The 25,241-nt window shown below is 36.9% G+C and carries 28 protein-coding genes, 3 tRNA genes and 1 other annotated feature; of the genes, 25 read left to right on the forward strand and 6 right to left on the reverse strand.

Annotation, left to right across the window (positions count from 1 at the left end; all coding sequences use genetic code 11):
• Window positions 1-232: 232 nt before the first annotated feature.
• Together larC and larE are read right to left on the reverse strand one after the other, a co-directional pair.
• The gene (gene larC / locus KQI83_RS02420; RefSeq protein ID WP_216554486.1) at window positions 233-1,543 is read right to left on the reverse strand and encodes a nickel pincer cofactor biosynthesis protein LarC; all 1,311 of its coding nucleotides are present in this window, start codon (window positions 1,541-1,543) and stop codon (window positions 233-235) included.
• Window positions 1,544-1,583: 40 nt separating this feature from the next.
• Complete coding sequence (gene larE, locus KQI83_RS02425) at window positions 1,584-2,333, reverse strand: ATP-dependent sacrificial sulfur transferase LarE (protein ID WP_216554488.1); 750 nt, start codon at window positions 2,331-2,333, stop codon at window positions 1,584-1,586.
• Between the two features lie 381 nt (window positions 2,334-2,714).
• Between larE and KQI83_RS02430 the strand changes: the two genes are divergently transcribed.
• Window positions 2,715-2,942, forward strand: coding sequence for an HPr family phosphocarrier protein (locus tag KQI83_RS02430; RefSeq protein WP_216554490.1), 228 nt, complete (start codon window positions 2,715-2,717; stop codon window positions 2,940-2,942).
• Between the two features lie 117 nt (window positions 2,943-3,059).
• Window positions 3,060-5,399 carry an ATP-dependent DNA helicase gene (locus tag KQI83_RS02435; RefSeq protein ID WP_216554492.1) on the forward strand — a complete coding sequence of 780 codons (2,340 nt, stop codon included), beginning with the start codon at window positions 3,060-3,062 and terminating at the stop codon, window positions 5,397-5,399.
• Between the two features lie 17 nt (window positions 5,400-5,416).
• On the opposite strand, the gene KQI83_RS02440 is transcribed toward KQI83_RS02435, so the two are convergent.
• Window positions 5,417-6,307, reverse strand: a complete 891-nt coding sequence (locus tag KQI83_RS02440; RefSeq protein ID WP_216554494.1) for a LysR family transcriptional regulator — start codon at window positions 6,305-6,307, stop codon at window positions 5,417-5,419.
• 387 nt (window positions 6,308-6,694) lie between these two features.
• Between KQI83_RS02440 and KQI83_RS02445 the strand changes: the two genes are divergently transcribed.
• Window positions 6,695-10,480, forward strand: a complete 3,786-nt coding sequence (locus tag KQI83_RS02445) for a phosphoribosylformylglycinamidine synthase (RefSeq protein ID WP_216554496.1) — start codon at window positions 6,695-6,697, stop codon at window positions 10,478-10,480.
• A 266-nt stretch (window positions 10,481-10,746) separates the two neighbouring features.
• Complete coding sequence (locus KQI83_RS02450) at window positions 10,747-10,968, forward strand: hypothetical protein (protein ID WP_216554498.1); 222 nt, start codon at window positions 10,747-10,749, stop codon at window positions 10,966-10,968.
• Here the strand turns inward: KQI83_RS02450 and KQI83_RS02455 are convergent.
• A complete protein-coding gene (locus KQI83_RS02455) occupies window positions 10,961-11,812 on the reverse strand; it encodes a Cof-type HAD-IIB family hydrolase (RefSeq protein WP_216554500.1) in 852 nt (283 codons plus the stop codon). The two genes, KQI83_RS02450 and KQI83_RS02455, sit on opposite strands and share 8 nt — an antisense overlap.
• 184 nt (window positions 11,813-11,996) lie before the next feature.
• Between KQI83_RS02455 and KQI83_RS02460 the strand changes: the two genes are divergently transcribed.
• From KQI83_RS02460 to KQI83_RS02505, 10 genes are all read left to right on the forward strand, one after another.
• A tRNA-Val gene (locus KQI83_RS02460) sits at window positions 11,997-12,069 on the forward strand.
• Window positions 12,070-12,083: 14 nt separating this feature from the next.
• Window positions 12,084-12,157, forward strand: a tRNA-Met gene (locus KQI83_RS02465).
• Window positions 12,158-12,308: 151 nt separating this feature from the next.
• Complete coding sequence (locus tag KQI83_RS02470) at window positions 12,309-12,521, forward strand: hypothetical protein (RefSeq protein ID WP_216554502.1); 213 nt, start codon at window positions 12,309-12,311, stop codon at window positions 12,519-12,521.
• Window positions 12,522-12,662: 141 nt separating this feature from the next.
• The gene (locus KQI83_RS02475; protein ID WP_216554504.1) at window positions 12,663-12,911 is read left to right on the forward strand and encodes a hypothetical protein; all 249 of its coding nucleotides are present in this window, start codon (window positions 12,663-12,665) and stop codon (window positions 12,909-12,911) included.
• A 1-nt stretch (window position 12,912) separates the two neighbouring features.
• Complete coding sequence (locus KQI83_RS02480; RefSeq protein ID WP_216554506.1) at window positions 12,913-13,092, forward strand: hypothetical protein; 180 nt, start codon at window positions 12,913-12,915, stop codon at window positions 13,090-13,092.
• A 76-nt stretch (window positions 13,093-13,168) separates the two neighbouring features.
• Window positions 13,169-13,984, forward strand: coding sequence for a hypothetical protein (locus KQI83_RS02485; RefSeq protein ID WP_216554508.1), 816 nt, complete (start codon window positions 13,169-13,171; stop codon window positions 13,982-13,984).
• A gap of 9 nt (window positions 13,985-13,993) precedes the next feature.
• Window positions 13,994-14,635, forward strand: a complete 642-nt coding sequence (locus KQI83_RS02490) for a hypothetical protein (RefSeq protein WP_216554510.1) — start codon at window positions 13,994-13,996, stop codon at window positions 14,633-14,635.
• A 4-nt stretch (window positions 14,636-14,639) separates the two neighbouring features.
• Window positions 14,640-14,993, forward strand: a complete 354-nt coding sequence (locus KQI83_RS02495) for a hypothetical protein (protein ID WP_216554512.1) — start codon at window positions 14,640-14,642, stop codon at window positions 14,991-14,993.
• Window positions 14,994-15,098: 105 nt separating this feature from the next.
• Window positions 15,099-15,272 carry a hypothetical protein gene (locus KQI83_RS02500; protein ID WP_216554514.1) on the forward strand — a complete coding sequence of 58 codons (174 nt, stop codon included), beginning with the start codon at window positions 15,099-15,101 and terminating at the stop codon, window positions 15,270-15,272.
• A gap of 1 nt (window position 15,273) precedes the next feature.
• Complete coding sequence (locus KQI83_RS02505; protein ID WP_216554516.1) at window positions 15,274-15,741, forward strand: hypothetical protein; 468 nt, start codon at window positions 15,274-15,276, stop codon at window positions 15,739-15,741.
• Window positions 15,742-15,761: 20 nt separating this feature from the next.
• On the opposite strand, the gene KQI83_RS17280 is transcribed toward KQI83_RS02505, so the two are convergent.
• Window positions 15,762-15,857, reverse strand: coding sequence for a DUF6774 domain-containing protein (locus tag KQI83_RS17280; protein ID WP_442969778.1), 96 nt, complete (start codon window positions 15,855-15,857; stop codon window positions 15,762-15,764).
• Between the two features lie 129 nt (window positions 15,858-15,986).
• Between KQI83_RS17280 and KQI83_RS02510 the strand changes: the two genes are divergently transcribed.
• On the forward strand, window positions 15,987-16,796 hold the full coding sequence (locus KQI83_RS02510; RefSeq protein ID WP_216554518.1) for an NYN domain-containing protein: 810 nt from the start codon (window positions 15,987-15,989) through the stop codon (window positions 16,794-16,796).
• A gap of 32 nt (window positions 16,797-16,828) precedes the next feature.
• Here KQI83_RS02510 and KQI83_RS02515 read toward each other — a convergent pair whose 3' ends face one another.
• Entirely contained in the window at window positions 16,829-16,999 is a 171-nt protein-coding gene (locus tag KQI83_RS02515; protein WP_216554520.1) for a hypothetical protein, read from the reverse strand.
• A gap of 171 nt (window positions 17,000-17,170) precedes the next feature.
• Between KQI83_RS02515 and glf the strand changes: the two genes are divergently transcribed.
• The 10 genes from glf to KQI83_RS02565 all read left to right on the forward strand — a co-directional run bounded on the left by glf (window position 17,171) and on the right by KQI83_RS02565 (window position 25,196).
• A complete protein-coding gene (gene glf / locus KQI83_RS02520) occupies window positions 17,171-18,271 on the forward strand; it encodes a UDP-galactopyranose mutase (RefSeq protein WP_216554522.1) in 1,101 nt (366 codons plus the stop codon).
• Between the two features lie 66 nt (window positions 18,272-18,337).
• Complete coding sequence (locus KQI83_RS02525) at window positions 18,338-18,862, forward strand: adenine phosphoribosyltransferase (RefSeq protein ID WP_216554524.1); 525 nt, start codon at window positions 18,338-18,340, stop codon at window positions 18,860-18,862.
• A 96-nt stretch (window positions 18,863-18,958) separates the two neighbouring features.
• Window positions 18,959-19,501 (forward strand): 2-C-methyl-D-erythritol 2,4-cyclodiphosphate synthase, encoded by a 543-nt coding sequence (gene ispF, locus KQI83_RS02530; protein WP_216554526.1) that lies wholly within the window; start codon window positions 18,959-18,961, stop codon window positions 19,499-19,501.
• Window positions 19,502-19,526: 25 nt separating this feature from the next.
• Window positions 19,527-20,558, forward strand: coding sequence for a GNAT family N-acetyltransferase (locus KQI83_RS02535; protein WP_216554528.1), 1,032 nt, complete (start codon window positions 19,527-19,529; stop codon window positions 20,556-20,558).
• 48 nt (window positions 20,559-20,606) lie between these two features.
• Window positions 20,607-20,825, forward strand: a binding site (T-box leader).
• Window positions 20,826-21,107: 282 nt separating this feature from the next.
• On the forward strand, window positions 21,108-21,791 hold the full coding sequence (gene epsC / locus KQI83_RS02540) for a serine O-acetyltransferase EpsC (protein ID WP_216554530.1): 684 nt from the start codon (window positions 21,108-21,110) through the stop codon (window positions 21,789-21,791).
• Window positions 21,792-21,830: 39 nt separating this feature from the next.
• Window positions 21,831-23,249: a cysteine--tRNA ligase gene (gene cysS, locus KQI83_RS02545; protein WP_216554532.1), complete on the forward strand. Its 1,419-nt coding sequence runs from the start codon at window positions 21,831-21,833 to the stop codon at window positions 23,247-23,249.
• Window positions 23,234-23,668 carry a Mini-ribonuclease 3 gene (locus tag KQI83_RS02550; RefSeq protein ID WP_216554534.1) on the forward strand — a complete coding sequence of 145 codons (435 nt, stop codon included), beginning with the start codon at window positions 23,234-23,236 and terminating at the stop codon, window positions 23,666-23,668. The genes cysS and KQI83_RS02550 overlap by 16 nt, the downstream gene beginning before the upstream one ends.
• The gene (gene rlmB, locus KQI83_RS02555; protein ID WP_216554536.1) at window positions 23,668-24,408 is read left to right on the forward strand and encodes a 23S rRNA (guanosine(2251)-2'-O)-methyltransferase RlmB; all 741 of its coding nucleotides are present in this window, start codon (window positions 23,668-23,670) and stop codon (window positions 24,406-24,408) included. The genes KQI83_RS02550 and rlmB overlap by 1 nt, the downstream gene beginning before the upstream one ends.
• A gap of 22 nt (window positions 24,409-24,430) precedes the next feature.
• Window positions 24,431-25,045, forward strand: coding sequence for an RNA polymerase sporulation sigma factor SigH (gene sigH / locus KQI83_RS02560; protein WP_216554538.1), 615 nt, complete (start codon window positions 24,431-24,433; stop codon window positions 25,043-25,045).
• A 78-nt stretch (window positions 25,046-25,123) separates the two neighbouring features.
• Window positions 25,124-25,196 (forward strand) — tRNA-Thr (locus KQI83_RS02565).
• Window positions 25,197-25,241 lie beyond the last annotated feature (45 nt).

Here is a 25,241-nt window from a genome sequence, read left to right on the forward strand (position 1 = left end):
TACCTCTTTATAGAGGACCAGTAACAAAGCTTGTGATACCCGCCTTTCAGGCGTGTATGCAATCAGCCCTTTTTAGGGCTAATATTAAACCACCAGTTGAACTGGTGGTTGCTAACTTAAAAAGAAAAAGAGACAGACGTCATAGGATAAAAAGTGATATTATCCTGTGATGTCTGTCTTTTTTGTGCAATAGGAAATTGCGTCCTAGTGCATAAAAATGTTTCGTGTTACATTATTTTAAGTAAGTATCTTTAGCTGCGTTCCATACTTCTTGGAAAGTGGTATTGTGTTCGCGAGCAGCTTTGGCAACGTCATCGTATTCAGGTTTGAACTTGTGTATACCATATCCGGTGCTGACTTTGATAGTGATAGTTCCATATGGTGTAGAAACCTTTTCAAAGGAAGCATCTAAAATACGGCGGTAACAAGGATGAATTCGAATGCCACGAGTAGTAGTGTGTTCTAAAATCAAACGGCTGAAAATGCTTTCCTGTTCCATATTGCAAAGACAGGTCAAAAGAAGTCCGGAACGATTCTTTTTCATATGAACCGGAGTAGTAAAGACATCCAATGCCCCAGCTTCTAGCAACACATCCATAGTATAGGAGATTGCCTCAGGAGTCATATCATCTAAATTGCAGGATAATTCCAAAATCTGGTCCAAGTTGTGAAAACCTTCTGTATAGAAATCCGGATGATTTTCTGAATCAGTAGGTGCCTTTATTGCACTAGAAGGTGATATATGAGGCAACTGACGTTTCGAAGGAACCGGAAGGATGTCCATATCACCAAAAAAGATTCTTAAACAATTAGCAGTAGTAAAGTCTTTTGTTCCCATGCCGTAACCGGTTTTTTGTACAGTCATTGGTGGCATAGGAAGAAATTGTCTAACAAAGTGTTTTAAAAGAGCTGCACCGGTAGGGGTGCATAATTCTCCTGTAATGGTACCGCTATAAATAGGAATTCCCTGCAAAATTTCAGCGGTGGCAGGAGCAGGAACTGGGAGAACACCATGTGCGCAAGAAACAGTACCACTTCCTACATGAACAGGAGAGGCTAAAATTTGTTCTGGTGCAAGGCGTTCTAGTAAAATACAGCATCCTACTACATCCATGACAGCGTCTAATGTGCCAACTTCATGGAAGTGAATTTGTGTAATATCAGTGTGATGGACATAACTTTCTGCATTTCCGATTAAAGTATAGACTTCTTTTGCGTGTTGTTTTACCCAAGAAGAAACTGCAAGAGAGTCAATTTGTGCCAGAATATCAGAATAGCTTGTATGAGCATCGTGGAAAGTATGGGAAGAAGTTTCAGAAAGCGAAGTTTCTTCTGTTTTTCCGTAGATGGAAACATTCATCTTAGTTCCGTAAATGCCGCATTTTTCGCATGGAGTGGCAGTAACAGAAATATTTTTGGAAAGCAGGTGATTCATAGTTTCTAAAAAATCTTCTTGTTGTGGAGGTGTTAAAAGTTCATAAAGCGCCCCCATAAGCATATCCCCGGCAGCTCCCATACTGCAATCAATAAAAAGTGTTTTCATTTTACATACCTCCTCTATGATAATAAATTATATGTTTTAATTAGTTGTCTCTCGGTACTAAATCCAATAGAACAGTGTCAAAATAAGGCCGAAATAAGGAAGTGATAGTTTGGTACTGTTCAATTGCCTGAGAAAACTGTTTACTAGGTAACTGTATTCGTGCTGCATTGTGAAAGATACGGACACGAAAATCTGTAAAATTAAGGGAAAATAGTATTTTTTCACATTCTTCTACCCGCTCTAAGTCAGCCTGTTCAATTGGAGTATTTACAGGGATTCTTGTGGCAAGACATGCATAAGCAGGCTTGTCATGGGTAAAGAGCCCAAGTTCTTTTGAATGTTGGCGAATCTGGGTTTTAGTAAGATTACAGAGTCTTAAAGGAGAATACACCTGTAATTCTGCAAGAGCACGCATGCCGGGTCGGTCAGTTGCATTATCAGAGGCATTTGTTCCATCTAATAATGTAGTATATCCATCTTTTTGAGCTGCTGCTAAAATATTGGAAAAAATCTCTTGTTTACAATAATAGCAACGAAGAGAATCATTTCTAACAACGTCTGGATTTTGACAGACATTTAATGACAAAACGGTGAGCGGAATGTGATACTGCGCACAAAATCTTTGTGCATCTTCCAATTCAAAAGCGGGTTGAAAAGCAGTATTCATATAATAAGCATGAACATCTGTTGCATACTGGGAGGCTTGATAAAGTAAGTAAGAGGAATCACAACCACCAGAAAATGCAATGGCTACGGAAGGATGTTCATTAAAAAAAGTTTCTAAGTTCATAATAAAATTCCTTTCTATTTGAGCCACTTATATTTTAACAGCATATAGTATTTTATGATAAGAAATATTATAGATTCTTATTATAAAATAGTCAAGAAATGGAAAATTATAAAAAATACAAAATTGTATAAATGAATAAAAACATGGCAAAAATAAAAAAAAAACAAATCATTTTGACAATAAAAATAGGAATATTTCTCAATAAGGTGTGAAAAGTGAAATGTTTATATGACAAAAAGTGTATAGTATTTACTTAAAAAACAGTAAAAATTAGCACGTTACCATGGTAAAATTTACCGCAGAAAAGTTGACAAAATGAAAAAAGATGCTATAATCCCTATTGTTTAGTTTGATGGGGGCATGTAGAAAGGATTGAAGAAAATGAATGAAAGAATCATTAAACTGACAGATGCAGAAGAAGTGCAAGATTTTGTGCGTGCAGCTGGGAACTGTGACTTCGACATTGACATATCCTATCAGCGTATTGTAATTGATGCAAAGTCAATTTTAGGAGTTATGGGACTTGGAATGTCTAAGGAATTAACCGTAAAATATGGCGGAGAAGATTTGGAGTTTGAAAACGTATTGAGTAAGTACAGTGTAGCTTAAATTAGGACATGTAAAGATAGACAAAAGAGAAGAAAAGATGCATAATATATTATTATGCATCTTTTTTGTATTATAGTTAGTGCATAGAAATAAAAAAGAGAAGTACGAGGATAAGGAATGGAACAAATCAAGATTTCGGTAAGGAATCTGGTGGAATTTGTCCTGCGGTCAGGTGATATTGATAATCGTAGAGGAAAAAGCGGTCAGAAAGAAGCGATGCAGGAAGGTAGCAGGATTCACCGCAAAATTCAACGAAGAATGGGGGCTTCTTATCAACCGGAAGTTCCTTTAAAGATAGAATTGCAGAAGGAAAAATATCAGCTACTAATCGAAGGAAGAGCAGACGGTATTATAATAGAAGAAACAGGAGTCACCATTGACGAAATAAAGGGTGTTTATATGGATGTACAGGCACTTGAGGCACCAATAGAAGTACATTTGGCGCAGGCAAAGTGTTATGCTTACATTTTTGCAAAGCAACAGGAATTAGAGGAAATTCGTGTACAGATGACATATTGCAACCTGGATACAGAAGAAATTCGCAGATTTCAACAGAGTTATTCTTTTGAAGAAATCAGAGAATGGTTTGAAATGGTGGTAGGCTTATATGAAAAATGGGCAAATTTTCAGTATGAAGCAAGAATAGAGCGAAATACATCCATTGAAAAACTGGAGTTTCCCTATCCGTATCGAGAAGGACAAAAAGAACTTGCAGCTGGAGTATATCGTACCATCAATCGGGAGAAAAATCTTTTTATTCAGGCACCAACAGGAACAGGAAAGACCATTACTACAGTTTTTCCGGCAGTAAAGGCAGTAGGGGAAGAGTTGGCAGATAAAATATTTTATTTGACAGCGAAAACCATTACCAGAACAGTTGCAAAAGAAACCTTTGATTTACTTCGAAAACAGGGATATCTGGGACGAGTTATTACCATTACTGCAAAAGAAAAGTTATGTATGTGTGAAGAAATGGATTGTAATCCGGTGCACTGTCCTTACGCAGAAGGACATTATGATCGTGTAAATGATGCAGTATTTGATTTGATTCAAACAGAACGTGATATTACCAGAGAAGTTTTGATTCAACAGGCGGAAAAGTTTCGGGTGTGTCCGTTTGAATTATGTCTAGATACTACTTTATGGGTGGATGATATTATTTGTGATTATAACTATGTGTTTGACCCGAATGTGTATTTGAAACGATTTTTTGCAGAGGGAGTAAAGGGGGAATATTTATTTTTAATTGATGAGGCACATAATCTGGTAGAACGTGGCAGGGAAATGTATAGTGCAGTTCTTTATAAGGAAGACTTTCTAAAAGTAAAGAAGATTATGAAGGAGCATAGTAGAAAATGCGTAAAAGCATTGGAAAAGTGCAATAGTCATTTGCTGGAATTGAAACGACAGTGCGACAATTATGAGATATTGGACAATCTGGGGGCATTCGTTTTTTTACTGATGCAATTAGGAGCAGCATTAGAAGAGTTTTTCTTAAAGGATATTTCTTTTCCGGAGAAAAAAGAGGTACAGGAGTTTTACTTAGAGTTGCGCCATTTCCTAAATATGTATGAGCGAGTGGATGAAAATTATGTTGTATATACGGAACATGAAGCCGATGGAAGATTCAAGGTAAAACTTTACTGTGTGGATACAGCGGTGAATTTGCAGGAATGTTTGGATAAGGGAAGAAGTACAATCTTTTTTTCGGCAACATTATTACCGATTCAGTATTATAAGAAACTATTGAGTACCAAAGAGGATAATTATGCAGTGTATGCAAAAACGGTGTTTTCAAAGGAACAGCGTTTATTGGTAATTGGTACAGATGTAAGCAGTAAATATACCAGAAGGAATGAACGGGAATTTACTAAGATAGCTCGTTATATTTACGAAACAGCCCAGGGAAGAAAAGGAAACTATATGGCATTTTTTCCTTCTTATAAAATGATGGGGCAGGTATTGGAAAAATTTTATGCTCTGAATTTGGGAGAAATGGACTGTGTTGTACAGGAAAGCGGTATGCGGGAACAGGAAAGAGAAGAATTTTTGGAAGCATTCCGTATGGAAAGAGAAAATACGCTAGTAGGATTTTGTGTTATGGGTGGAATTTTTTCGGAGGGAATTGACTTGAAAAATGAGGCACTGATAGGAGCTGTGATTGTGGGAACGGGATTACCCCAAATCAGTAATGAGCGGGAAATATTGAAAAATTATTATGATAAGCGTTATGGAGAAGGATTTGACTATGCCTTCCGGTATCCGGGGATGAATAAGGTACTGCAATCAGCAGGAAGAGTTATTAGAACGGTGGAGGATAAGGGAGTCATTGTTTTATTGGATGAGCGTTTTTTACAACGGGAATATCTCGGCATGTTTCCAAGAGAATGGGCAGATTATGAGAAAGTAACAGTAGAAAATGTACAGGAAAGAGTAAAAAAATTCTGGAGTAACTGATAGGTTACTCCAGAATTTTATGCATTTACATTTGGTAAAAGTTTTAGAAATTCTTCGGTAGAAGCAGAAACCGGAAGAATTGGATTAATGGCAGCGACCAGTTGACGTTCCGGTAGTTTTTCTTTGGTTTGCAGTACATATAATTCCGGTGTGTCTCTGGAAAGACAATAGTCCGGAATAAAGGCGATTCCAAGACCAATTTTGGCAAGGTCAATAAGCAAGTCATTACTACTTAATTCTACTTCCGGAATCAGTTCTAATTGATGTTGAAGGAAAATATTGTGAAGAAATTCACTGGTGGTACTTTTGCGATCCAACATCAAAATAGGATATTGATTTAATTCGGAAAAAGGAATTTCCTGTTGTCTTAAGTTAAAGTAGGCAGGATTAGCAATAAACACATCTCGGAAAGTGGATACGGTCTTTTGTACATACGAACCATTGAGATGGGAATTAGGATAATTGGTTACAATCAAATCCACTTTACCCTGTTCCAGTAAATCAACACAATTTAAAGAAGTAGCATTTGTTACTTTAATAGGAACGTTTGGAAACTTCTTGTGAAACTGTTTGATATAAGGAACAAGAAAATAACGACAGATCGTGTCGCTGGCACCGATATGAAGCTGACCAAGTCCAAGGGTATTGGCATCCAGTAGCTGATTTTCTCCACGTTGAATCAGATTCATAGCCGGTTCAATGTGTTTTAGTAAAATCTGACCGGCAGGGGTTAACTGTACTTTCTTGGTACTGCGGATAAATAGTGGGTGTTCTAACTTCTTTTCCAAAGTCTTAATAGACTGGCTTACCGCAGATTGTGAAATAAAGAGCTTCTTGGAGGCTTCAGAAAAGCTTAGGGAAGAAGCTACATAGTAAAAAACTTTATATAACTCGTAGTTAATATCCATGGACGTCCCTCTTTTAATAATATCTTTTAATAATAATTATATAATATAGCTATAATAATTATAAGTGGAAATTATAAGTATGTCAATTAGGATTCCTGCTAATAAATATGCGGCAAAAATGAAACAATACTTATAAATGAAATTAAATATATTAATTATACTAATTATATGTGTGTATGATATAATGAATGCAAGTGAGAGGAACATGCTTGTGTGTTCAACGAACGACGAAATTATGGAGTGATAAAATCACGATATAATGAGCGTAGCAATAAGCGGTGAAAAATCTAAGAATGTCAGTTTTCATGTTTGTAGGAAAAGTGGCGGACTGGGTTTTGGTACGGCTAAGTAGATTTGTTTTATTTTATATTATTTCAGGAGGTATTTATGAGCAACGTAAGACGTGTATTTGTGGAAAAGAAACCTGCATTTGCAATTCAGGCAAAAGAGTTGCAGTCTGAAATCAAGAGTTATTTGGGAATTAAGACCGTAACGAATGTGCGCGTATTGATTCGCTATGATATTGAAAATATTTCAGAGGAGACTTACAAGAAGGCATTAATGACTGTTTTTAGTGAGCCACCTGTGGATGATGTATATGAAGAGAACTTTGAACTGGGAAATGCAAAGACTTTTAGCGTAGAATTTTTACCAGGACAGTTTGACCAGCGTGCTGATTCAGCAGAACAGTGTATGAAGTTATTGAATGAAAACGAAGAACCGATTATCCGTTCTGCAACTACCTATGTAATCGAAGGTGAAGTTACAGATGCTCAGTTAGAGGCGATTAAGAATCACTGTATTAATCCGGTAGACTCCAGAGAGACAGACCTTGTAAAACCAGAAACTTTAGTACAGAAGTTTGATGAGCCGGCAGATGTAAAAATATTTGATGGATTTAAAGATATGCCAGAGGCACAGTTAAAAGAATTATATGATTCTTTGGGACTTGCTATGACATTTAAAGACTTTTTACATATTCAGAATTATTTCAAAAACGAAGAGAAGCGTAATCCTTCTATGACAGAGATTCGTGTATTAGATACCTACTGGTCAGACCATTGCCGTCATACTACCTTCTCTACCGAGTTAAAAGATGTAGCATTCGGTGAAGGCTTTTATAAGAAGCCAATGGAAGAAACTTATGCAGATTATGTAAATACCCATAAGGAATTATATAAAGGAAGAGATGACAAGTTTATCTGTTTAATGGACCTTGCTTTGATGGCAATGAAACGTCTGAAAAAAGAAGGAAAATTAGACGATCAGGAAGAATCTGATGAAATCAATGCATGTTCTATTGTTGTTCCGGTAGAAGTAGACGGAAAAACAGAAGAATGGTTAGTAAACTTTAAAAATGAAACACATAACCATCCAACAGAAATTGAACCATTTGGTGGAGCTGCAACTTGTCTTGGTGGAGCAATTCGTGACCCATTGTCAGGACGTACTTATGTATATCAGGCAATGCGTGTAACCGGAGCTGCTGATCCTACTGTATCTGTAAAAGATACTATGGAAGGAAAGTTACCACAGAAGAAGTTAGTTCGTGGAGCTGCACATGGTTATAGTTCTTACGGAAATCAGATTGGTCTTGCTACCGGATATGTGAAGGAAATCTATCATCCGGACTATGTAGCAAAACGTATGGAGATTGGTGCTGTTATGGGAGCTGCTCCTAGACGTGCAGTACAAAGACTTACTTCTGATCCCGGAGATATTATTATTTTATTAGGTGGACGTACCGGACGTGATGGTTGTGGTGGAGCAACCGGTTCTTCTAAGGCTCACAACACCCAGTCTATTGATACCTGTGGTGCAGAAGTTCAAAAAGGTAACCCACCTACAGAGCGTAAGATTCAGCGTTTGTTCCGTAGAGAAGAAGTGGCTCATATTATTAAGAAATGTAATGACTTTGGTGCAGGTGGAGTTTCTGTTGCAATCGGTGAATTAGCAGACGGACTTCGTGTACAGTTAGATAAAGTACCTAAGAAATACGCAGGTCTGGATGGAACAGAAATCGCAATTTCTGAATCTCAGGAGCGTATGGCAGTTGTAATTGCACCGGAAGATGTAGAGCAGTTTTTAAATTATGCAAAAGAAGAAAACTTAGAGGCAGTAGAAGTTGCAGTTGTAACAGAAGAGCCAAGATTGGTATTAGAGTGGAGAGGAAAGGAAATTGTAAATATTTCCAGAGCTTTCTTAGATACCAACGGAGCGCATCAGGAAACAACTGTTGCTGTTGATATTCCTGCAAAAGAAGAGAACTTCTTTGAAAAGAAAGAAATTGCAGGCGTAGAAGAAGCATTAAATGCCGGAGATGTAAAGAAAGCTTGGATGACTACTTTATCCGACTTAAACGGATGCTCTCAGAAGGGCTTAGTAGAAATGTTTGACGGCTCTATCGGAGCAGGAAGTGTATTCATGCCTTATGGTGGACGTTATCAGTTAACAGAGACACAGAGTATGGTTGCAAAACTTCCGGTTATGAATGGAAAATGCGATACCGTAACAATGATGGCTTATGGATTTGACCCATACTTATCTTCCTGGAGTCCATATCATGGAGCTGTATATGCAGTATTAGAGTCTGTAGCAAGAATCGTTGCAGCAGGTGGTGATTATAAGAAGATTCGTTTTACTTTCCAGGAATATTTCCGCAGAATGAGCGAAGAACCACATCGTTGGAGTCAGCCATTTGCAGCATTGTTAGGAGCTTACAATGCACAGATTGGATTTGGACTTCCTTCTATCGGTGGAAAAGACTCCATGTCCGGAACCTTTAACGATATTGATGTACCACCAACTTTGGTTTCCTTTGCAGTTGATATTGCAAAAGAGCAGGATATTATTACACCAGAGCTGAAAAAAGCCGGTAACAAGTTAATGAGTTTCAAGATTGCAAAGGATGCATATGATTTACCGGATTATGCTCAGGTAATGAAATTATATGATGCAATTCATGAATTGATTCAGAAGAAAGCAATTGTATCTGCATACGCATTAGATGGAAAAGGTGTTGCATCTGCTTTAAGTAAGATGGCATTTGGTAATAAATTAGGTGTAACCGTAGATGCAGATGTATGCAAAGATTGCATGTTTGCACCTGGATTCGGTAACTTGGTAGCAGAAGTACCGGCAGATAAAGTGGATATGGTACTTAAGACAATCGCAGACAGCAAAGTAATCGGTGAAGTAAACGATGCGAAGAAGTTTATCTATGGTGATATGGAAATCACAATGGATGAAGCATTAGAGGCATGGACAGGCACTTTGGAAAAAGTATTCCCAACAGTTGCAGTAGAAGGAAAAGAAGAAGTTAAGACAGATGTATTCAAGGCAGACAGTATCTATGTATGCAAGAATAAGGTCGCAAAACCTACAGTATTTATTCCTGTATTCCCGGGAACAAACTGTGAGTATGATAGTGCAAAGGCATTTGAGCGTGCAGGAGCAGATACAATTGTAAAGGTATTTAAGAACTTGAATGCAACAGATATTCGTGATTCTGTAGATGAATTTGTAAAGGCGATTGAACAGTCACAGATTATCATGTTCCCAGGTGGATTCTCTGCCGGAGACGAACCAGAAGGAAGTGCGAAGTTTTTTGCAACAGCATTCCGTAATGCAAAGATGACAGAAGCAGTAAATAAACTGTTACAGGAACGTGACGGATTGATGTTAGGTATTTGTAATGGATTCCAGGCATTGATTAAGTTAGGATTAGTACCATATGGTGAGATTAGACAGCAGACAGCAGATTCCCCTACTTTGACATATAACACCATTGGTCGTCATATTTCTAAGATGGTTTATACAAAGGTAGTAACAAATAAATCCCCATGGTTAGCACAGGCAGAATTAGGAAAGACTTACTGTAATCCTGCTTCTCATGGTGAAGGACGTTTTGTTGCACCAAAAGAATGGTTAGATAAACTCTTTGCTAACGGACAGGTAGCTACTCAGTATGTAAATGAGAACGGACAGCCTACTATGGACGAAGAGTGGAATGTAAACGGTTCTTATATGGCAATCGAAGGTATCACCAGTCCGGATGGACGTATCCTTGGAAAGATGGCACACTCTGAACGTAGAGGAGACAGCGTAGCTGTTAATATCTATGGTGAGCAGGATATGAAGATATTTGAAAGTGGAGTTGCTTACTTTAAGTAGGAAGTGAATAACTAGAAATGTAAAGCCCTTGTAGAGAGGAAAAACTTTCTGCAAGGGCTTTTTCTATGCAATAGGAAATACTGTGTTACATTGAAACGTGAAAGTCATGGCTTTCCTATGATAATTGAAAAGAATGAAACAAAAGATCAAATTGTTCCAACAGCTTTTCTTCTGGATTGGTTTACAACTTTCTACAAATTCATCTTGAATTTGATTTATAACAAAAGCAAAAAAATCATATTTATCTGCAAAGTGCCATATGTGTTTTGATGATTCTCAAATCGGTCTTAATTAACGAAAAAATAGAGGAGCTTACAGGGGAAGGAACGGAAGTAAAATCCTTTGTATCCGATAAGAATACAAAGGTAGATTCCGTATTGTTCGTGATAAAAACTCCGGCAATTCAGGTGCAGGAGGCTGAACATGTAGTAGAAGAAGAGCCGGAAGAAACCGGACTTTGGCAAAAGTTTATAAATTTGTTTAAGTAGTTAAAATCCACCGTTCAATGATAGCAGCCACACCATTGTCATCATTGGACGGTGCAATATCGGTTGCTTGTTCTTTTACATGTTCCGGCGCATTTGACATAGCAATGCCAAGTCCGGCAGCTTTTATAATATCTAGATCATTTTCACTATCTCCGCAGGCAATGGTTTGCTCGATAGGGATGTTAAGATAGTTGCACAAAAAGGATAAACCTTTCGCTTTGGAAATTCCCTTTTTCGTAAATTCAAGGTTACCATACCCTCCAGAAAGATAATAGACATCCGGATAAGTATTTAAAATATTCATGGCCTGATTACGGTAAAGAGGAACACCGTTTTCGTCGGCAGGAAAGTTCAAAGTCACTTTTTGAATATCCTGTTTTTGCTGACGTATTTTATCTGTAAGATTAGGTACCATAGTTCTGGTAGATAAAATATATTCTTTTAATTCCTTTGGAAGTTGATTCATGCTCTCGATAGCTTTTTTGCATATATCAGGGGTGTAGGCACATCCGTTTACAAAAAGGTCTAAATGGATGGGAAGAGTTAATAGCTTATCCACTAATGTAGTAGCTTCTTCCCAGGGCATACAACATTCAAAGAGACATTCACGTTCTGGAACTTTATATACAGCAGCACCGTTAGTAGTAATTGCATATTGAATGCCTAATTCTTTCATGGCTTCTAAGGGAAGCCCGTTGTAAGGTCTTCCGGTTGCAATAACAAAAATTGTACCAGCAGCGGCAGCAGTTTTGATTGCTTTTTTATTTTCATCAGAAATAGAGCTTTTGGAATTAAACAGAGTTCCATCTAAGTCAAGAGCTACAAGTAAAAATTGTTTTTCCATAAGATACCTCCATGTAATTTAGTACATTTCTAGTAGCTAGTATAGCACGAAAAACGGGAAAAATGAAAGAGTTGTTGGAATAAATGAAAAAATTCCAAAAAATTTGAAAAAAGGGGTTGACTTTTGTGTGGTTTTAATTGTATAATAGTCAAGCAGTCGTCAAGAACGACAAACACAAACACATGGGATCTTAGCTCAGCTGGGAGAGCATCTGCCTTACAAGCAGAGGGTCACAGGTTCGAGCCCTGTAGGTCCCATATATATCGAATATGGCGGAATAGCTCAGTTGGCGAGAGCACATGGTTCATACCCATGGTGTCGGGGGTTCAAATCCCTCTTCCGCTACGTCAAGAACCTAGAAGATTCTAGGTTCTATTTTTTTATGCAATAGGAAATTTGTGTTTTATGGAAAACAATAACTGGAAAATATTACCAGTAAACTTTTAACTTTCTTCGTTTTATAATGAAACTATATTAACAGAACGGAGAAAAGAATATGGAAGTTGATATAGAATATCTAAGACAAAGAATTACTGAAACATTAGAAGATATTTTAAATAACGATTATGGAGAAAATAAAAGAATGAGTTTGGAATATCTGGATCATACCATTACCGGTGCATGCGATATATTAAAGATAATTTCTCATTCTCAGGCTGTAGAACTAAGAGAACCTGTGGTAAGAGAATTGGGAAAATACAATAAATAATTTATAATATCACATTATATTAAGATCGAAAATGATATTTAATGAAATTCCCCAAATGACAAGAAAATTTCTTTACCTTATTGAAATTTATATAAAAAGTTGTAGAATGTAAAAAGATTATGGATGAATGAGGAGAGAAAAATGGGAATAACAGAACAGGAAATAAAAAATAATATACGCGATAATGAAGAATTGATAGAGTTATATCAACGTCAGAAAAATGAGATTGAAGAACAAATAAGTAGTCTGGAATGTTTGAAGAATAAATTCATAACATTGCAGACTACTTTTGGTATAAAACAAGATGTAAGAAAAGCGGGATTGGTAGGTATTGTGCCTAAAATGTCACAAATAAAAATTGCATCTCGTTATTATTCCGGAATTGAATGATTTGCTTAACAGCGGAGAATTTAACAATGCATATAATAGCCTGTCAGATGCGAAAGCAATAATTGTAAGAGAACAGGACAGGCTTTATACGCAATTAGATGATGTGACAGGAAAAATATATAGCAGAGAACAACGAATGGAATACTGGAGAAAACAGTTAAGAAATATACGGTATAGATAAGGGAGTGAAAGAGATGGCAGAAAATGAATTAATAATTGATGATGCAGATGAGTATCTTTTTTAGGGAGGGTGTGTTATGGGAAAAATAGATATTGATGTAAATGAATTAGATAGTTCCATTACAGAAATGGAAGCATTAAAGGAAAGTTGGTTAGAGAAAGAGGTAAATGCTCCGGAGGTAGTAGGTGGTGGTGCTACAGTAAGTCAGTTAGAAGAAATTGCAAAATTGTATGTGGGACTGCATATAAGAATGGGAGGATTACTTTCCAGTACAATAACTTTTTTGAAAAATACCAGAGAAAATTATGTGGAAAGCGATGAGGCAGTTGCCACCAAAATAAAGCGAGAGTATTATTCCGTATCAGGAAAATATGATAATAATGCGGACATAGATATTGATTTGGTAATAAGTGATCAAAGATTAAAACTGAAGCAGATTTCACTACCAGGAGAACTTGCTGATGCTATAAAAATTGGTGGAGGATTATTGGACGGGGATGTGGAAGTTTCCGGAGAAACGGATAATGGAAATGTAAAATTTAGTTCGGGTGGAAATCTGGAAATGCAAAGTAAATATAAAGATGGAGATACCACATATGCTATAAAGACGACATTTTCATACGAGAAAGTAGTTTTTGAAGAATCAGTAGCAACAAAAATCGGAGGAGGTACTATTACTTCGGCAATTGGTATAGAAAAGGTAAAAGATAATGGTTGGACACCAACACCGGTGCCGGAATATGAGACCGAGATAGTTGAACTACCGAAGCTGGCAGATATAGATGGTGATTGGCAAGATGTTGCATTTGTAGCAGGTGGGCTTATTTGTATCGGAGGTATCATATTTGCGATACCCACTGGTGGTGCATCTTTGGGATTGTGTGTATTATAGGGAGAAAAAATGAAAAGAAAATATAGAAATAAAGTCGCAATTTTATTAGTAATAGCTGTGTTTAGTACGACTGGTTGTGGTAAGGAGCAGATACAAAATATAGAAAATATAAATAATATAAATAATGACAGAAAAATAGAAAAAACGATCCAGAGCAATGAGGAAGAAATTATCAAAGTAGATTTCAGTCAAAAATTTCTTAATATTTCAGGAAAGTCTGCGGAAGAGACAGTAGAAGAAATTAAAAATGGTGGAAACTGTTTGGATATATACGAAAATGAGGATGGAACAGTAACAGTAGAAATTAATAAAAAACAACAAGTGTATTGGATGAATTCTCGTGGAACAATGATGGAGGAGTTACAGGAACAGCTTCAAGAGTATGGACAAAACTATCGACTGGAACATAATGATTCTTTTACAGAAGTAAATGCATACTATAACTTGAAACTTCCGGCAGATAAGGCAATTGTATATGTAATGTATGCAGAATTCTTGTGCGCATCCTATCAACTTTTTTCAGGTGCTGCTACTAATGATTGGAGAGTAGCTATTAATATTTATAATTCAGACACGGGAAAATTAGTAAAAAGTGGGAGCAGCGATGAAGATTTTGGGTATGAAGATTCAGACTGGGAGGCAAGTAAATAAAAAAATGAGGAGAACATATCGAAATAAAACGATTGTTTTATTAATGGCAATTGTGATTATGATAGCCGGTTGTGGCAAGGAGCAGATACAAAATATAGAAAATATAAATAATGACGGAAAAACAGAAAAAACGATTCAGAACAGTGAGGAAGAAATTATCAAAGTAGATTTCAATCAAAAATTTCTTAACATATCGGGAAAGTCTGCGGAAGAGACAGTAGAAGAAATTAAAAATGGTGGAAACTGCTTGGATATATACGAAAATGAGGATGGAACAGTAACAGTAGAAATTAATAAAAAACAACAAGAGTATTGGATGGATTCCCGTGGAACAATGATGGAGGAGTTACAAGAATAGTTTAAGGAGTATGACCAAAACTATCGACTGGAACATAATGATTCCTTTACGGAAGTAAATGCATACTATAACTTGGAACTCCCGGCAGATAAGGCGATAGTTTATGTGAGATATGCGGAATTTCTATGTGCTTCGTATCAATTATTCTCAGGAGTGAACAGTGATGAATGGAAAGTTGTAATTAACGTTTACAATTCCGATACAGGAAAATTAGTAAAAACAGGGGACAGTGATGTTGATTTAACATATGATAATTCGGACTGGGAGGCAAGTAAATAGAATGGAGCAGATCACATACGAGAATATTTCTGTTAAGTTACCGGATGGATTCAAATCCATGACAGAGGAAGAAGTGAAACTATATTATAACAATGTGAAGTTTGACAGTGTATTTATCCAGCAGGAGAAAAAAGCTGTTTTGGGAATTGTGCAAAATCAAAATAAGTTACTGGCACAGCAGGTTGGAAAAAGAATCGAAGAATATCAAAACAGTTATGCGCGCATGGCACCTGGATTTGCTATGGGAGAATTATTAGAGAAAAAAGGAGAGAAACATAATGCTGCAATTTTAACCTACAAGTCCAATGCGCTTATGCGGGATTTATATAATATCGTAGCAATTATGGATTATGAAGACAGGGAATTATTTCTTACCTTTAGTTGTGGATTGAAGGATGCCCAAACATTTATGTTTGAAGTTTTAAAGATAATTGAAGACATTTTTAAGCAGATAGAGGTAGGTGCCTAGACTTTTTCAGGCACTTACCTCTATCTATTTGTCTCATTATTTGTTACATTATTTTTTTGACATGCTTCTTCATGAGCCAGAATTGTCTCCAAAGTGTCCCCAAGTTGTGTAAAAATAGTGAAAACATTTCAAAGCACCTACCAAACTCTTGGAAGAATGTGGTATAATAGTTTCTGCTTGAAGAGGTGTTTTCAAGCTTAGTAGATATAGGATACTGTTTTGACAGTTAAAAGAAAGGGGACTATATGGAAGAAGAAAAAAGATATGCATTATTGATAGATGCAGATAATGTATCGTCAAAATACATAGATATTGTAACGAAAGAGGCGCAGTCTTTTGGAAATGTAACGATTCGAAGAATTTATGGAGACTGGACTTCCAATTTAAAAAATTCATGGAAAGAGTGTTTGTTAAATAATGCACTTTCACCAATACAGCAATATAGTTATACAACCGGAAAGAATTCTTCGGATTCAGCATTGATTATCGATGCCATGGACATTCTATATATGGACAATGTAGACGGATTTATTCTGGTATCATCAGATAGTGATTTTACCAAGCTTGCAATGCGTTTAAGAGAGTCAGGAAAGCATGTAATAGGTATGGGAGAGAGTAAGACACCAACACCATTTGTGCGTGCCTGTGAACAGTTTAAGACATTGGATGTATTATACAAAAATGCAGTGGAACAGAGAAGGAAACCGGCACAGAAAGTATATGCCAAGAAACGGATTAAGGTAGTTACGAACGAGAATGAGAATATTCAGGAAACAGAACAGGCAGAACCAATTACCAATTTGCAGGCAATTAAGGCAACCGTTGTCTCATTATTAGATGAAAACTCAGATGAAGAAGGATGGATGTATTTATCAGAGCTTGGAAATATGATACAGAAGATGTATTCTGATTTTGACTGCCGTAACTATGGATATACAAAATTTGGGAAGATGATAGAATCTTTTCCGGAACTTCAGACAAGAAAAGACGATTCCAGTAATGGAATTACTAAGATTGTATTAGTACGAAAAAAAGAAGAGAACGAGGGACGATAGCCCAAAAAGCAGGCGTTTAAGCCTGCTTAGTACTAACAATCTCGGTCTGTATGTCGGGTGCTTATCAGATGCCAGATGGTGTCATGCATCCAGCTGATGGTATCATTTAATTTCCGGTTTTCTTCTAGCAAAAGTGTGTTTTCGGATTGCAGTTTTTTTAACAGTTCTGTATCCTTCTTTTCTAATGTACCGCTATAGGACATCTTAATCACCTCAAATATATTATAGCAGAAGTGATGGAAATATGGTGTTAAAAAGGTGCTAAAAGACACGGAGAGTATAAAAAACAGGGCAGAAAAACCACTTGTAGAAGAATTAGAAACAAGGTATACTAGATGTTGTATTTATGAAAATGAAATGATGAGGAAAATAAGATGAAAAAATACGATTATGTCATTGTGGGAGCAGGTTTATTCGGAGCAGTTTTTGCGCAGGAGGTGAAAAAAGCCGGTAAAAAGTGTCTTGTAATTGATAAACGTAACCACATTGCAGGAAATATTTATACGAAAGAAATAGAAGGAATCCAGGTACATGAGTATGGTGCCCATATTTTTCACACCTCTAATAAAGAAGTGTGGGAATATGTAAATCAGTTTGCTGAGTTTAACCGTTACACAAATTCTCCGGTAGCTAATTATAAAGGTGAGATTTATAACATGCCATTTAATATGAATACCTTTAATAAGCTTTGGGGAGTGGTAACACCAAAAGAAGCAAAAGAAAAAATCGAAGCACAAAAGAGAGAATATTCTGTAGAAAATCCAAAGAATTTAGAAGAACAGGCAATTAATCTGGTAGGTCCGGATGTGTATACGAAACTGGTAAAAGGATATACTGAAAAGCAGTGGGGAAAACGTGCAACGGAGCTTCCGGCATTTATCATTAAGCGTTTGCCGGTGCGTTTTACCTATGATAATAACTATTTTAATGATAATTACCAGGGAATCCCAATAGGCGGATATACCAAAATGGTAGAAAAGATGCTGGAAGGAACAGAAGTGCAGTTAGAAGAAGACTTCTTGCAGAATAAGGACAAGTATCTGGAAATGGCAGATAAGATTGTATACACCGGAATGATAGATGAATATTTTGATTATTGTTATGGTGAGTTAGAGTATCGTTCCCTTCGATTTGAAACCGAAGTCTTAGAAGAAGAAAATCATCAGGGAAATGCGGTGGTAAATTACACAGAATATGAAGTTCCATATACAAGAATTATTGAGCATAAGCACTTTGAATACGGAACACAGCCAAAGACTGTTATTACCAGAGAATATCCAAAAACATGGAAAAAGGGTGATGAACCATATTATCCAATGAATGATGAAAAGAATATTGCCCTCTACGAAAAGTACAGTGCCCTTGCGAAAAAAGAAGGAAATGTTATTTTTGGAGGAAGACTTGGACAATATAAATACTATGATATGGATGATACCATAGAAGCAGCATTAAAGTGTGTAAAAGCAGTATTGTAAGTGGCTGTTGCAGTAGTTGACGGATGACGAAAAAGTATATATAATAAACGCTTGGAGGAACAAAAAATGAAGAAATTAGAAGAATATGTAAGAAGTATACCGGATTTTCCAGAACCAGGAATTATCTTTCGTGATATAACCACTATTTTGCAGGATGCAGATGGATTACATCTTGCAATTGATGGAATTTTAGATGCCTTAAAGGGTGTAGAATATGATGTGGTAGTAGGTCCGGAGTCCAGAGGATTTATTTTTGGTGTGCCTGTAGCTTATGCAGCACATAAGAGTTTTGTTCCAGTGCGAAAAAAGGGAAAACTTCCATGTGAGACAATCTCAGCAGAGTACGATTTGGAATATGGTAGTGCAGTGATTGAAATGCATAAGGATTCCATTAAGCCGGGACAGAAAGTAGTTATTGTGGATGACTTAATTGCAACCGGAGGAACCATTGAAGCAATTACCGGATTAATTGAACAATTAGGCGGAGAAGTGGTGAAAATCTGTTTCGTAATGGAACTTGCCGGATTAAAAGGAAGAGAAAAACTGAAAGCGTATGATGTAGAAAGTCTTATTACATATGAAGGAAAGTAAGAAATAAGAAGTAATAAAAAAGGAGCTATACAAAATAGTTCCTTTTTTATGTAATAGGAAATATTATAGAAAGAAAAGAGGTTAGAGGAGAGAAACATGAGAGTAGGAATGGGATATGATGTTCATAAATTAGTAGAAGGCAGAGACTTGATTTTAGGTGGTGTAAAAGTGCCACATACGTTAGGTTTGTTAGGACATTCAGATGCAGACGTGTTGTTACATGCCATTATGGATGCATTGCTTGGTGCAGCAGCATTAGGAGATATCGGAAAACATTTTCCGGATACGGATGAAAGATACAAGGGCATTTCCAGTATGAAACTTTTAGAACATGTAGAAGCATTATTGTCAGAAAAAGGATATATTGTAGGAAATATTGATGCAACCATTATAGCACAAAAGCCGAAACTACGTCCTTTTATAGAAGAAATGGAAGAGAATGTTGCAAGAGTATTGAAAATATCCAAGGAACAGATAAATATCAAGGCAACGACAGAAGAAGGACTTGGATTTACCGGTACAGAAGAAGGAATTTCCGCACAGGCAATCTGCACGATTATGAGTTTTTACGAGGGAAGCATGACAGTAGGCGGTAATGTGGGTGGATGTGCAGGATGCGCAGGATGCCAGAAGAGATAGAAAATCGCAGGAGTGAGAAAATAAAATGGCAGAACAAATACGTTATCTGAAGGAACATGAAAAATACAGTACCAGACAAATGTATGAAACAATTTTTCCAGAGGATTCCCAAGCGTTTGTGGATTATTATTATCAATGGAAGACAAAGGATAACGACATCATAGTGATGGAAGATAAAGAGGGATATGAGGTGATGCTGCACCTGAATCCCTTTTTTATACAAATAAATGAGAATGTGGAAAGAATACCGTATATTGTTGCAGTAGCAACCAGACCGGATTGTCGTCGACAGGGGAAAATGCAGCAGGTAATGGTACAGACATTGAGAGATTTGCAACAAAAGCATTGCCCATTTACGTTTTTACTACCGGCGAATCCAGAATATTATAAAGGTCAGGGATTTGTATTTTCACAATTGAATAAGCAAGGAACAATTATATCACAGGAAGAGAAGAACACAAAACCATATATAGATAACTGTGTTTCCATAAAAAAGCTGGATAGGCAGCAAATAGATCAAATGATAGAAAGTGTTAATACGATCTTAGCGGAAAAATATCAAATGTTTGTATGGAGAGATATTTCCTATTATAAGCGTTTATTGGCGGAAATGGAAAGTGAGCAGGGAGATGTTGTGGTATTAGAAAAAGCAGGAAAAAACGTAGGTGTTCTTGCATATGGCAGAAGAGAGCAGGCAGAGATAAAAGAAGTCATACTATTAGAATCCTTAGAAAAAAATAAAACAGAGATTTGTAATGAAATATTCGGGGTAGATAGATGGACAGAGGAAGAAATGCAATTTATGTTTCGCATTACAGATTTGCAGTCCTGGACAGGAAAATTAAAAGGGGAGAAAGAAGTATGGGAAATAGAAGTAAGTGACGCATTCGTGCCTGCAAACAATGGAAACTGGAGAATTGAATGGAATTTAGTAGGTGGTAATGTGAAAAAACTTTCAAAATCTCAAAATATACAGGAAAAAAGAAGCGTAGATATTGCAGAGTTGACGGAAAAAATATTAGAAAAAATGTCAATTTTTATTCAAGAATGGGTATAAAACTATTGACAAAAATAATTTTTGTGCATAAACTAACATAGGAATAAAGAAAAGGCGTTGAACGGAAAGAGTAGGTTTTTGAAATTTCAAAGAGAGAAACTGTCATTGGCTGGAAGCAGTTTTGAAAGGAAGAAAATTGAAGTGCCTCCGTGAGCTGATCGGAAGAACTAGGAGTATTCCGGTACGAGTTGCACACGTTAAGTGTTTTGAGTGAAATGCATCAGTGCATTTACATAGAGTGGAATCGCGGATAACTTCGTCTCTAAATAGAGACGGAGTTTTTTTATGTAATAGGAAATTACATCCTATTACATAAAAAACGCTCCGCTAAGGAAACGCACCTCGCGGAGAAGAAATTAGTCGTAAACGACACCGCTCGGGCGCGAAAGAGTCCGACAAGCGGACTCTTTGTTCTACAATAGGAAAGTACGTCCTATCATAAGAAATACCATGTTATATTAAAATGTGAAAGTACAGGGCTTTTCATGTGATATAAAAAGATTCTTATATAATAAATAAAAAGTGGCAAAATTAAGGAGGAAGAACAAAATGGGATTTATTAAACATGTAAAAGAAGAGTTTGAAGTGATACAAGAGAGAGACCCATCCATAAAAACTCCTCTGGAGGTATTGTTATATCCGAGCTTTCGTGTTATGTTAAGTTATAGAAAAGCTCATAAGCAATATTTGAAAGGTCATTATTTTCGTGCAAGAAGAATTTCCCAAAAGGCAGCAAGAAAAACCGGGATTGAAATACATCCGGGAGCAGTGATTGGAAAAGGATTTTTCATTGATCACGGAAGCGGGGTAATTATCGGTGAAACTACCATTATCGGAGACAATGTAACCTTGTATCAGGGAGTTACATTGGGAGGAACCGGTAAGGAAACCGGCAAACGTCATCCGACCCTTTGTGACAATGTTATGGTAAGTGCAGGAGCAAAAATTATCGGTTCCTTTACCATTGGCGAGAACAGTAAGATTGGAGCAGGAAGCGTTGTACTCGAGGAAGTTCCGCCAAACTGCACAGTAGTAGGCGTGCCGGGAAGAATTGTGAAGAGAGATAATGTAAAAATCCCACGCAGTGATATGGATCAGTGCCATCTTCCAGATCCGGTTATGGAAGATATTACAATTTTGCAACATGAGAATTCTGCATTATGCAATAAGTTGATTGATTTAGAAAAAGAAGTCAAAGAGCTGCGCTGCAAGAGCTGTGAAGAGTCTAAATAGCGTGGACAGAAATAAGTTAGAAAAAGGAATGGAAAACCTATGGAGAACAAATTTAAATTTTACAATACGCTTAGCAGAAAGGTAGAAACTTTGATTCCAAATGAGGATGGAAAAATCGCAATGTATACTTGTGGACCGACAGTATATCATTTCGCTCATATTGGAAATCTCAGAAGCTACATTATGGAAGATGTACTGGAAAAAACATTACGTTATTTAGGATATGACGTAAAGAGAGTTATGAATATTACCGATGTAGGACATTTATCCAGTGACGCAGATACTGGAGAAGATAAGATGTTAAAGGGTGCCAAAAGAGAGCATAAAACGGTAATGGAAATAGCAAAATTCTATACTGATAAGTTCTTTGAAGATTGTGAAAAGTTAAATGTAAAAAGACCGGATGTAGTAGAACCGGCAACAAACTGTATAGACGATTTCATTCATATGATAGAGGTACTTTTAGAAAAAGGTTATGCATATCAGGCAGGAGGAAACGTATATTTTGATACCTCCAAGCTAAAGGATTACTATGTATTTTCCACTCAAAGCGAAAAAGAGCTGTTGGTAGGAGTTCGTGATGATGTGCAGGAAGATACCAATAAGAAGAATAAAAACGACTTTGTACTGTGGTTTACAAAATCAAAGTTTGAAGATCAGGCATTAAAATGGGATAGTCCATGGGGCGTGGGATATCCGGGCTGGCATATAGAGTGTTCCTGCATCAGCATGAAGCACTTAGGCGAATATATGGATATTCATTGTGGTGGTGTAGATAATATTTTCCCACATCATACCAATGAAATTGCACAGTCAGAAAGCTATACCGGACATAAGTGGTGCAATTATTGGTTCCATGTACAGTATTTAAATGATAAGTCTGGAAAAATGAGTAAGTCCAAGGGTGACTTTTTAACCGTATCATTATTAGAAGAAAAGGGATATGATCCAATCGTATATCGTATGTTCTGCTTACAGTCACACTATCGTAAACCATTGGAATTTTCCTACGAAGCATTGGACAATATCAAGTCAGCTTATGTAAAATTAGTGAAACGTATTCAGGAATTAAAAGAAGACGGAGCAGTAGAGCAGGAAAAGTTTCAGGAATATAAAGAACGATTTGAAAATGAGCTTTGCAATGATTTGAACACTTCTATGGCAATTACCGTTGTTTATGACTTGTTAAAAGCAGATATGAATGATGCTACGAAACGTGCGTTAATTCAGGACTTTGACCAGGTACTTTCCTTGAATTTACTTACAGCAGTCGTAGAAGATACAAGTGCTGGCGTGGATGAAGAGATGGAAGCGTATATTCTTCAAATGATAGAAGAAAGAAAGGCTGCCAAAAAGGAAAAGAACTTTGCACGGGCAGATGAAATTCGTGATACACTGTTAGAAAAAGGCATTATATTGGAAGATACCAGAGAAGGGGTAAAATGGAAAAAGGCTTAAATGAATATATATTAAGAAAATTTGGCATGGAGCATGTAGATATCCGAAGTTATTCTCCGTTAGCATTAGCGTATATAGGAGATGGAATCTATGACTTAGTGATTCGTTCCATGATTGTTGGAAAAGGAAATACCCATGCTAACCAATTACATCGCCAGACCAGTCAGTTAGTGAAGGCACAGACACAGTCTGATATGATAGAGATATTAAAACCACAACTAACGGAAAAAGAAATGGCGGTATATAAGCGCGGAAGAAATGCAAAATCACCTACAATGGCAAAAAATGCCTCTATGTCCGATTATCGAAGGGCAACGGGATTTGAAGCATTAATGGGCTACCTTTATCTGGAAAATCAGATGGAGCGAATGATGGAACTAATAAAAATAGGACTAATAGGAATTGGAAAGGAACCATAGTGAGATACGAAGAATTAACCATAGAAGGAAGAAATGCAGTTATGGAGGCGTTTCGTTCCGGAAAAACCATAGACAAGATATTTGTATTGGATGGCTGTCAGGATGGACCGATTCGCTCAATTACCAGAGAAGCGAGAAAGCATGACACCATTATTAATTATGTAAGCAAGGAAAGATTAGACCAGCTTTCCGAAACAAAAAAACATCAGGGTGTAATTGCTTTTGCAGCAGCCTATGAATATGCAGAAGTAGAGGATATTTTAAAGCTGGCAGAAGAAAAGGGCGAGCCACCGTTTATTATTTTGTTGGATAATATCGAAGATCCACACAATTTAGGTGCGATTATCCGTACAGCAAATCTGGCAGGAGCACATGGAGTCATTATCCCAAAACGTCGGGCAGTAGGATTAACTGCAACCGTTGCCAAAACTTCAGCGGGAGCAATTAACTATACTCCGGTTGCCAAAGTAACAAATCTTTCCAATACCATTAAAGAATTGAAAGATAAGGGCTTATGGTTTGTTTGCGCAGATATGGGCGGAACCAATATGTACCAATTAGATTTAAAGGGTCCGATAGGATTAGTAATCGGAAGTGAAGGGGAAGGCGTTAGCAAATTGGTAAGGGAAAATTGCGACTTTATTGCATCCATTCCTATGAAGGGAGATATTGATTCCTTAAATGCATCTGTTGCAGCAGGTGTACTGGCATATGAAATCGTAAGACAGAGAATGCAGTAAAAGAGGAGCATAAGGGAGAAGAATGCAAAAGTTTGACGAGTATAAAAATGATTCAGATGAAGAACTGATAGAGCAGTTGCGAAATGGGAAGAAGGACATCATAGATTATATTATGGACAAGTATAAGTACCTGGTTCGAAAGCGGGCAAATGCCATGTTTTTGATTGGTGGAGATACAGATGACTTGATTCAAGAGGGAATGATTGGACTTTTTAAGGCAGTCAGAGACTATAATAGAGAAAAAGATGCATCATTTTCCCATTTTGCGGATATTTGTATTGCAAGACAGATTTATAGTGCAGTAGAAGCTTCTCAACGAAAAAAACATCAGCCTTTGAATAGTTATATTTCTTTGAACAGCGAAGCGGGTACCGAAGGAAATGATTCCTTTTTGGATTTGATGGAATCCTTTGAAAATGGAAATCCGGAGCAGTTGTTGATTGATAGAGAAAATGTAATGGCGATTCAAGAAAAAGCCAAGAAAGCATTAAGCAAGATGGAATGGGAAGTATTAGAATATCACTTGCAAGGGTTGAATTATCGGCAGATTGCAGAATGTATGGAACGAGAGCCTAAGGCAATCGATAATGCACTTCAGCGAATCCGTAGTAAACTATCATTGGATTGCAAAGAATAAAGAAAAAGTAAAAAATATCTTGACAATAGCCACAACATATAGTATATTAGTCAAGTCGGTTACAGATGTAATCGTGATGCTGGCGTGGCACAGTCGGTAGCGCACCTCATTGGTAGTGAGGAGGTCACGGGTTCGATTCCCGTCGCTAGCTCTTATAAGCACTAAGATTTCGAAAGAGATTTTAGTGTTTTTTTGT

Origin of the sequence: Roseburia sp. MSJ-14, from assembly GCF_018918225.1 — a bacterium.
GTDB lineage: Bacteria > Bacillota > Clostridia > Lachnospirales > Lachnospiraceae > Petralouisia.

What these genes read in the sequence shown, in the direction of transcription:
- larC (WP_216554486.1), bottom strand. Translation starts at nt 1,543, where the DNA reads ATGAAAACACTTTTTATTGATTGCAGTATGGGAGCTGCCGGGGATATG.
- larE (WP_216554488.1), bottom strand. Translation starts at nt 2,333, where the DNA reads ATGAACTTAGAAACTTTTTTTAATGAACATCCTTCCGTAGCCATTGCA.
- KQI83_RS02430 (WP_216554490.1), top strand. Translation starts at nt 2,715, where the DNA reads ATGAATGAAAGAATCATTAAACTGACAGATGCAGAAGAAGTGCAAGAT.
- KQI83_RS02435 (WP_216554492.1), top strand. Translation starts at nt 3,060, where the DNA reads ATGGAACAAATCAAGATTTCGGTAAGGAATCTGGTGGAATTTGTCCTG.
- KQI83_RS02440 (WP_216554494.1), bottom strand. Translation starts at nt 6,307, where the DNA reads ATGGATATTAACTACGAGTTATATAAAGTTTTTTACTATGTAGCTTCT.
- KQI83_RS02445 (WP_216554496.1), top strand. Translation starts at nt 6,695, where the DNA reads ATGAGCAACGTAAGACGTGTATTTGTGGAAAAGAAACCTGCATTTGCA.
- KQI83_RS02455 (WP_216554500.1), bottom strand. Translation starts at nt 11,812, where the DNA reads ATGGAAAAACAATTTTTACTTGTAGCTCTTGACTTAGATGGAACTCTG.
- KQI83_RS02470 (WP_216554502.1), top strand. Translation starts at nt 12,309, where the DNA reads ATGGAAGTTGATATAGAATATCTAAGACAAAGAATTACTGAAACATTA.
- KQI83_RS02475 (WP_216554504.1), top strand. Translation starts at nt 12,663, where the DNA reads ATGGGAATAACAGAACAGGAAATAAAAAATAATATACGCGATAATGAA.
- KQI83_RS02485 (WP_216554508.1), top strand. Translation starts at nt 13,169, where the DNA reads ATGGGAAAAATAGATATTGATGTAAATGAATTAGATAGTTCCATTACA.
- KQI83_RS02490 (WP_216554510.1), top strand. Translation starts at nt 13,994, where the DNA reads ATGAAAAGAAAATATAGAAATAAAGTCGCAATTTTATTAGTAATAGCT.
- KQI83_RS02495 (WP_216554512.1), top strand. Translation starts at nt 14,640, where the DNA reads ATGAGGAGAACATATCGAAATAAAACGATTGTTTTATTAATGGCAATT.
- KQI83_RS02505 (WP_216554516.1), top strand. Translation starts at nt 15,274, where the DNA reads ATGGAGCAGATCACATACGAGAATATTTCTGTTAAGTTACCGGATGGA.
- KQI83_RS02510 (WP_216554518.1), top strand. Translation starts at nt 15,987, where the DNA reads ATGGAAGAAGAAAAAAGATATGCATTATTGATAGATGCAGATAATGTA.
- KQI83_RS02515 (WP_216554520.1), bottom strand. Translation starts at nt 16,999, where the DNA reads ATGTCCTATAGCGGTACATTAGAAAAGAAGGATACAGAACTGTTAAAA.
- glf (WP_216554522.1), top strand. Translation starts at nt 17,171, where the DNA reads ATGAAAAAATACGATTATGTCATTGTGGGAGCAGGTTTATTCGGAGCA.
- KQI83_RS02525 (WP_216554524.1), top strand. Translation starts at nt 18,338, where the DNA reads ATGAAGAAATTAGAAGAATATGTAAGAAGTATACCGGATTTTCCAGAA.
- ispF (WP_216554526.1), top strand. Translation starts at nt 18,959, where the DNA reads ATGAGAGTAGGAATGGGATATGATGTTCATAAATTAGTAGAAGGCAGA.
- KQI83_RS02535 (WP_216554528.1), top strand. Translation starts at nt 19,527, where the DNA reads ATGGCAGAACAAATACGTTATCTGAAGGAACATGAAAAATACAGTACC.
- epsC (WP_216554530.1), top strand. Translation starts at nt 21,108, where the DNA reads ATGGGATTTATTAAACATGTAAAAGAAGAGTTTGAAGTGATACAAGAG.
- cysS (WP_216554532.1), top strand. Translation starts at nt 21,831, where the DNA reads ATGGAGAACAAATTTAAATTTTACAATACGCTTAGCAGAAAGGTAGAA.
- KQI83_RS02550 (WP_216554534.1), top strand. Translation starts at nt 23,234, where the DNA reads ATGGAAAAAGGCTTAAATGAATATATATTAAGAAAATTTGGCATGGAG.
- sigH (WP_216554538.1), top strand. Translation starts at nt 24,431, where the DNA reads ATGCAAAAGTTTGACGAGTATAAAAATGATTCAGATGAAGAACTGATA.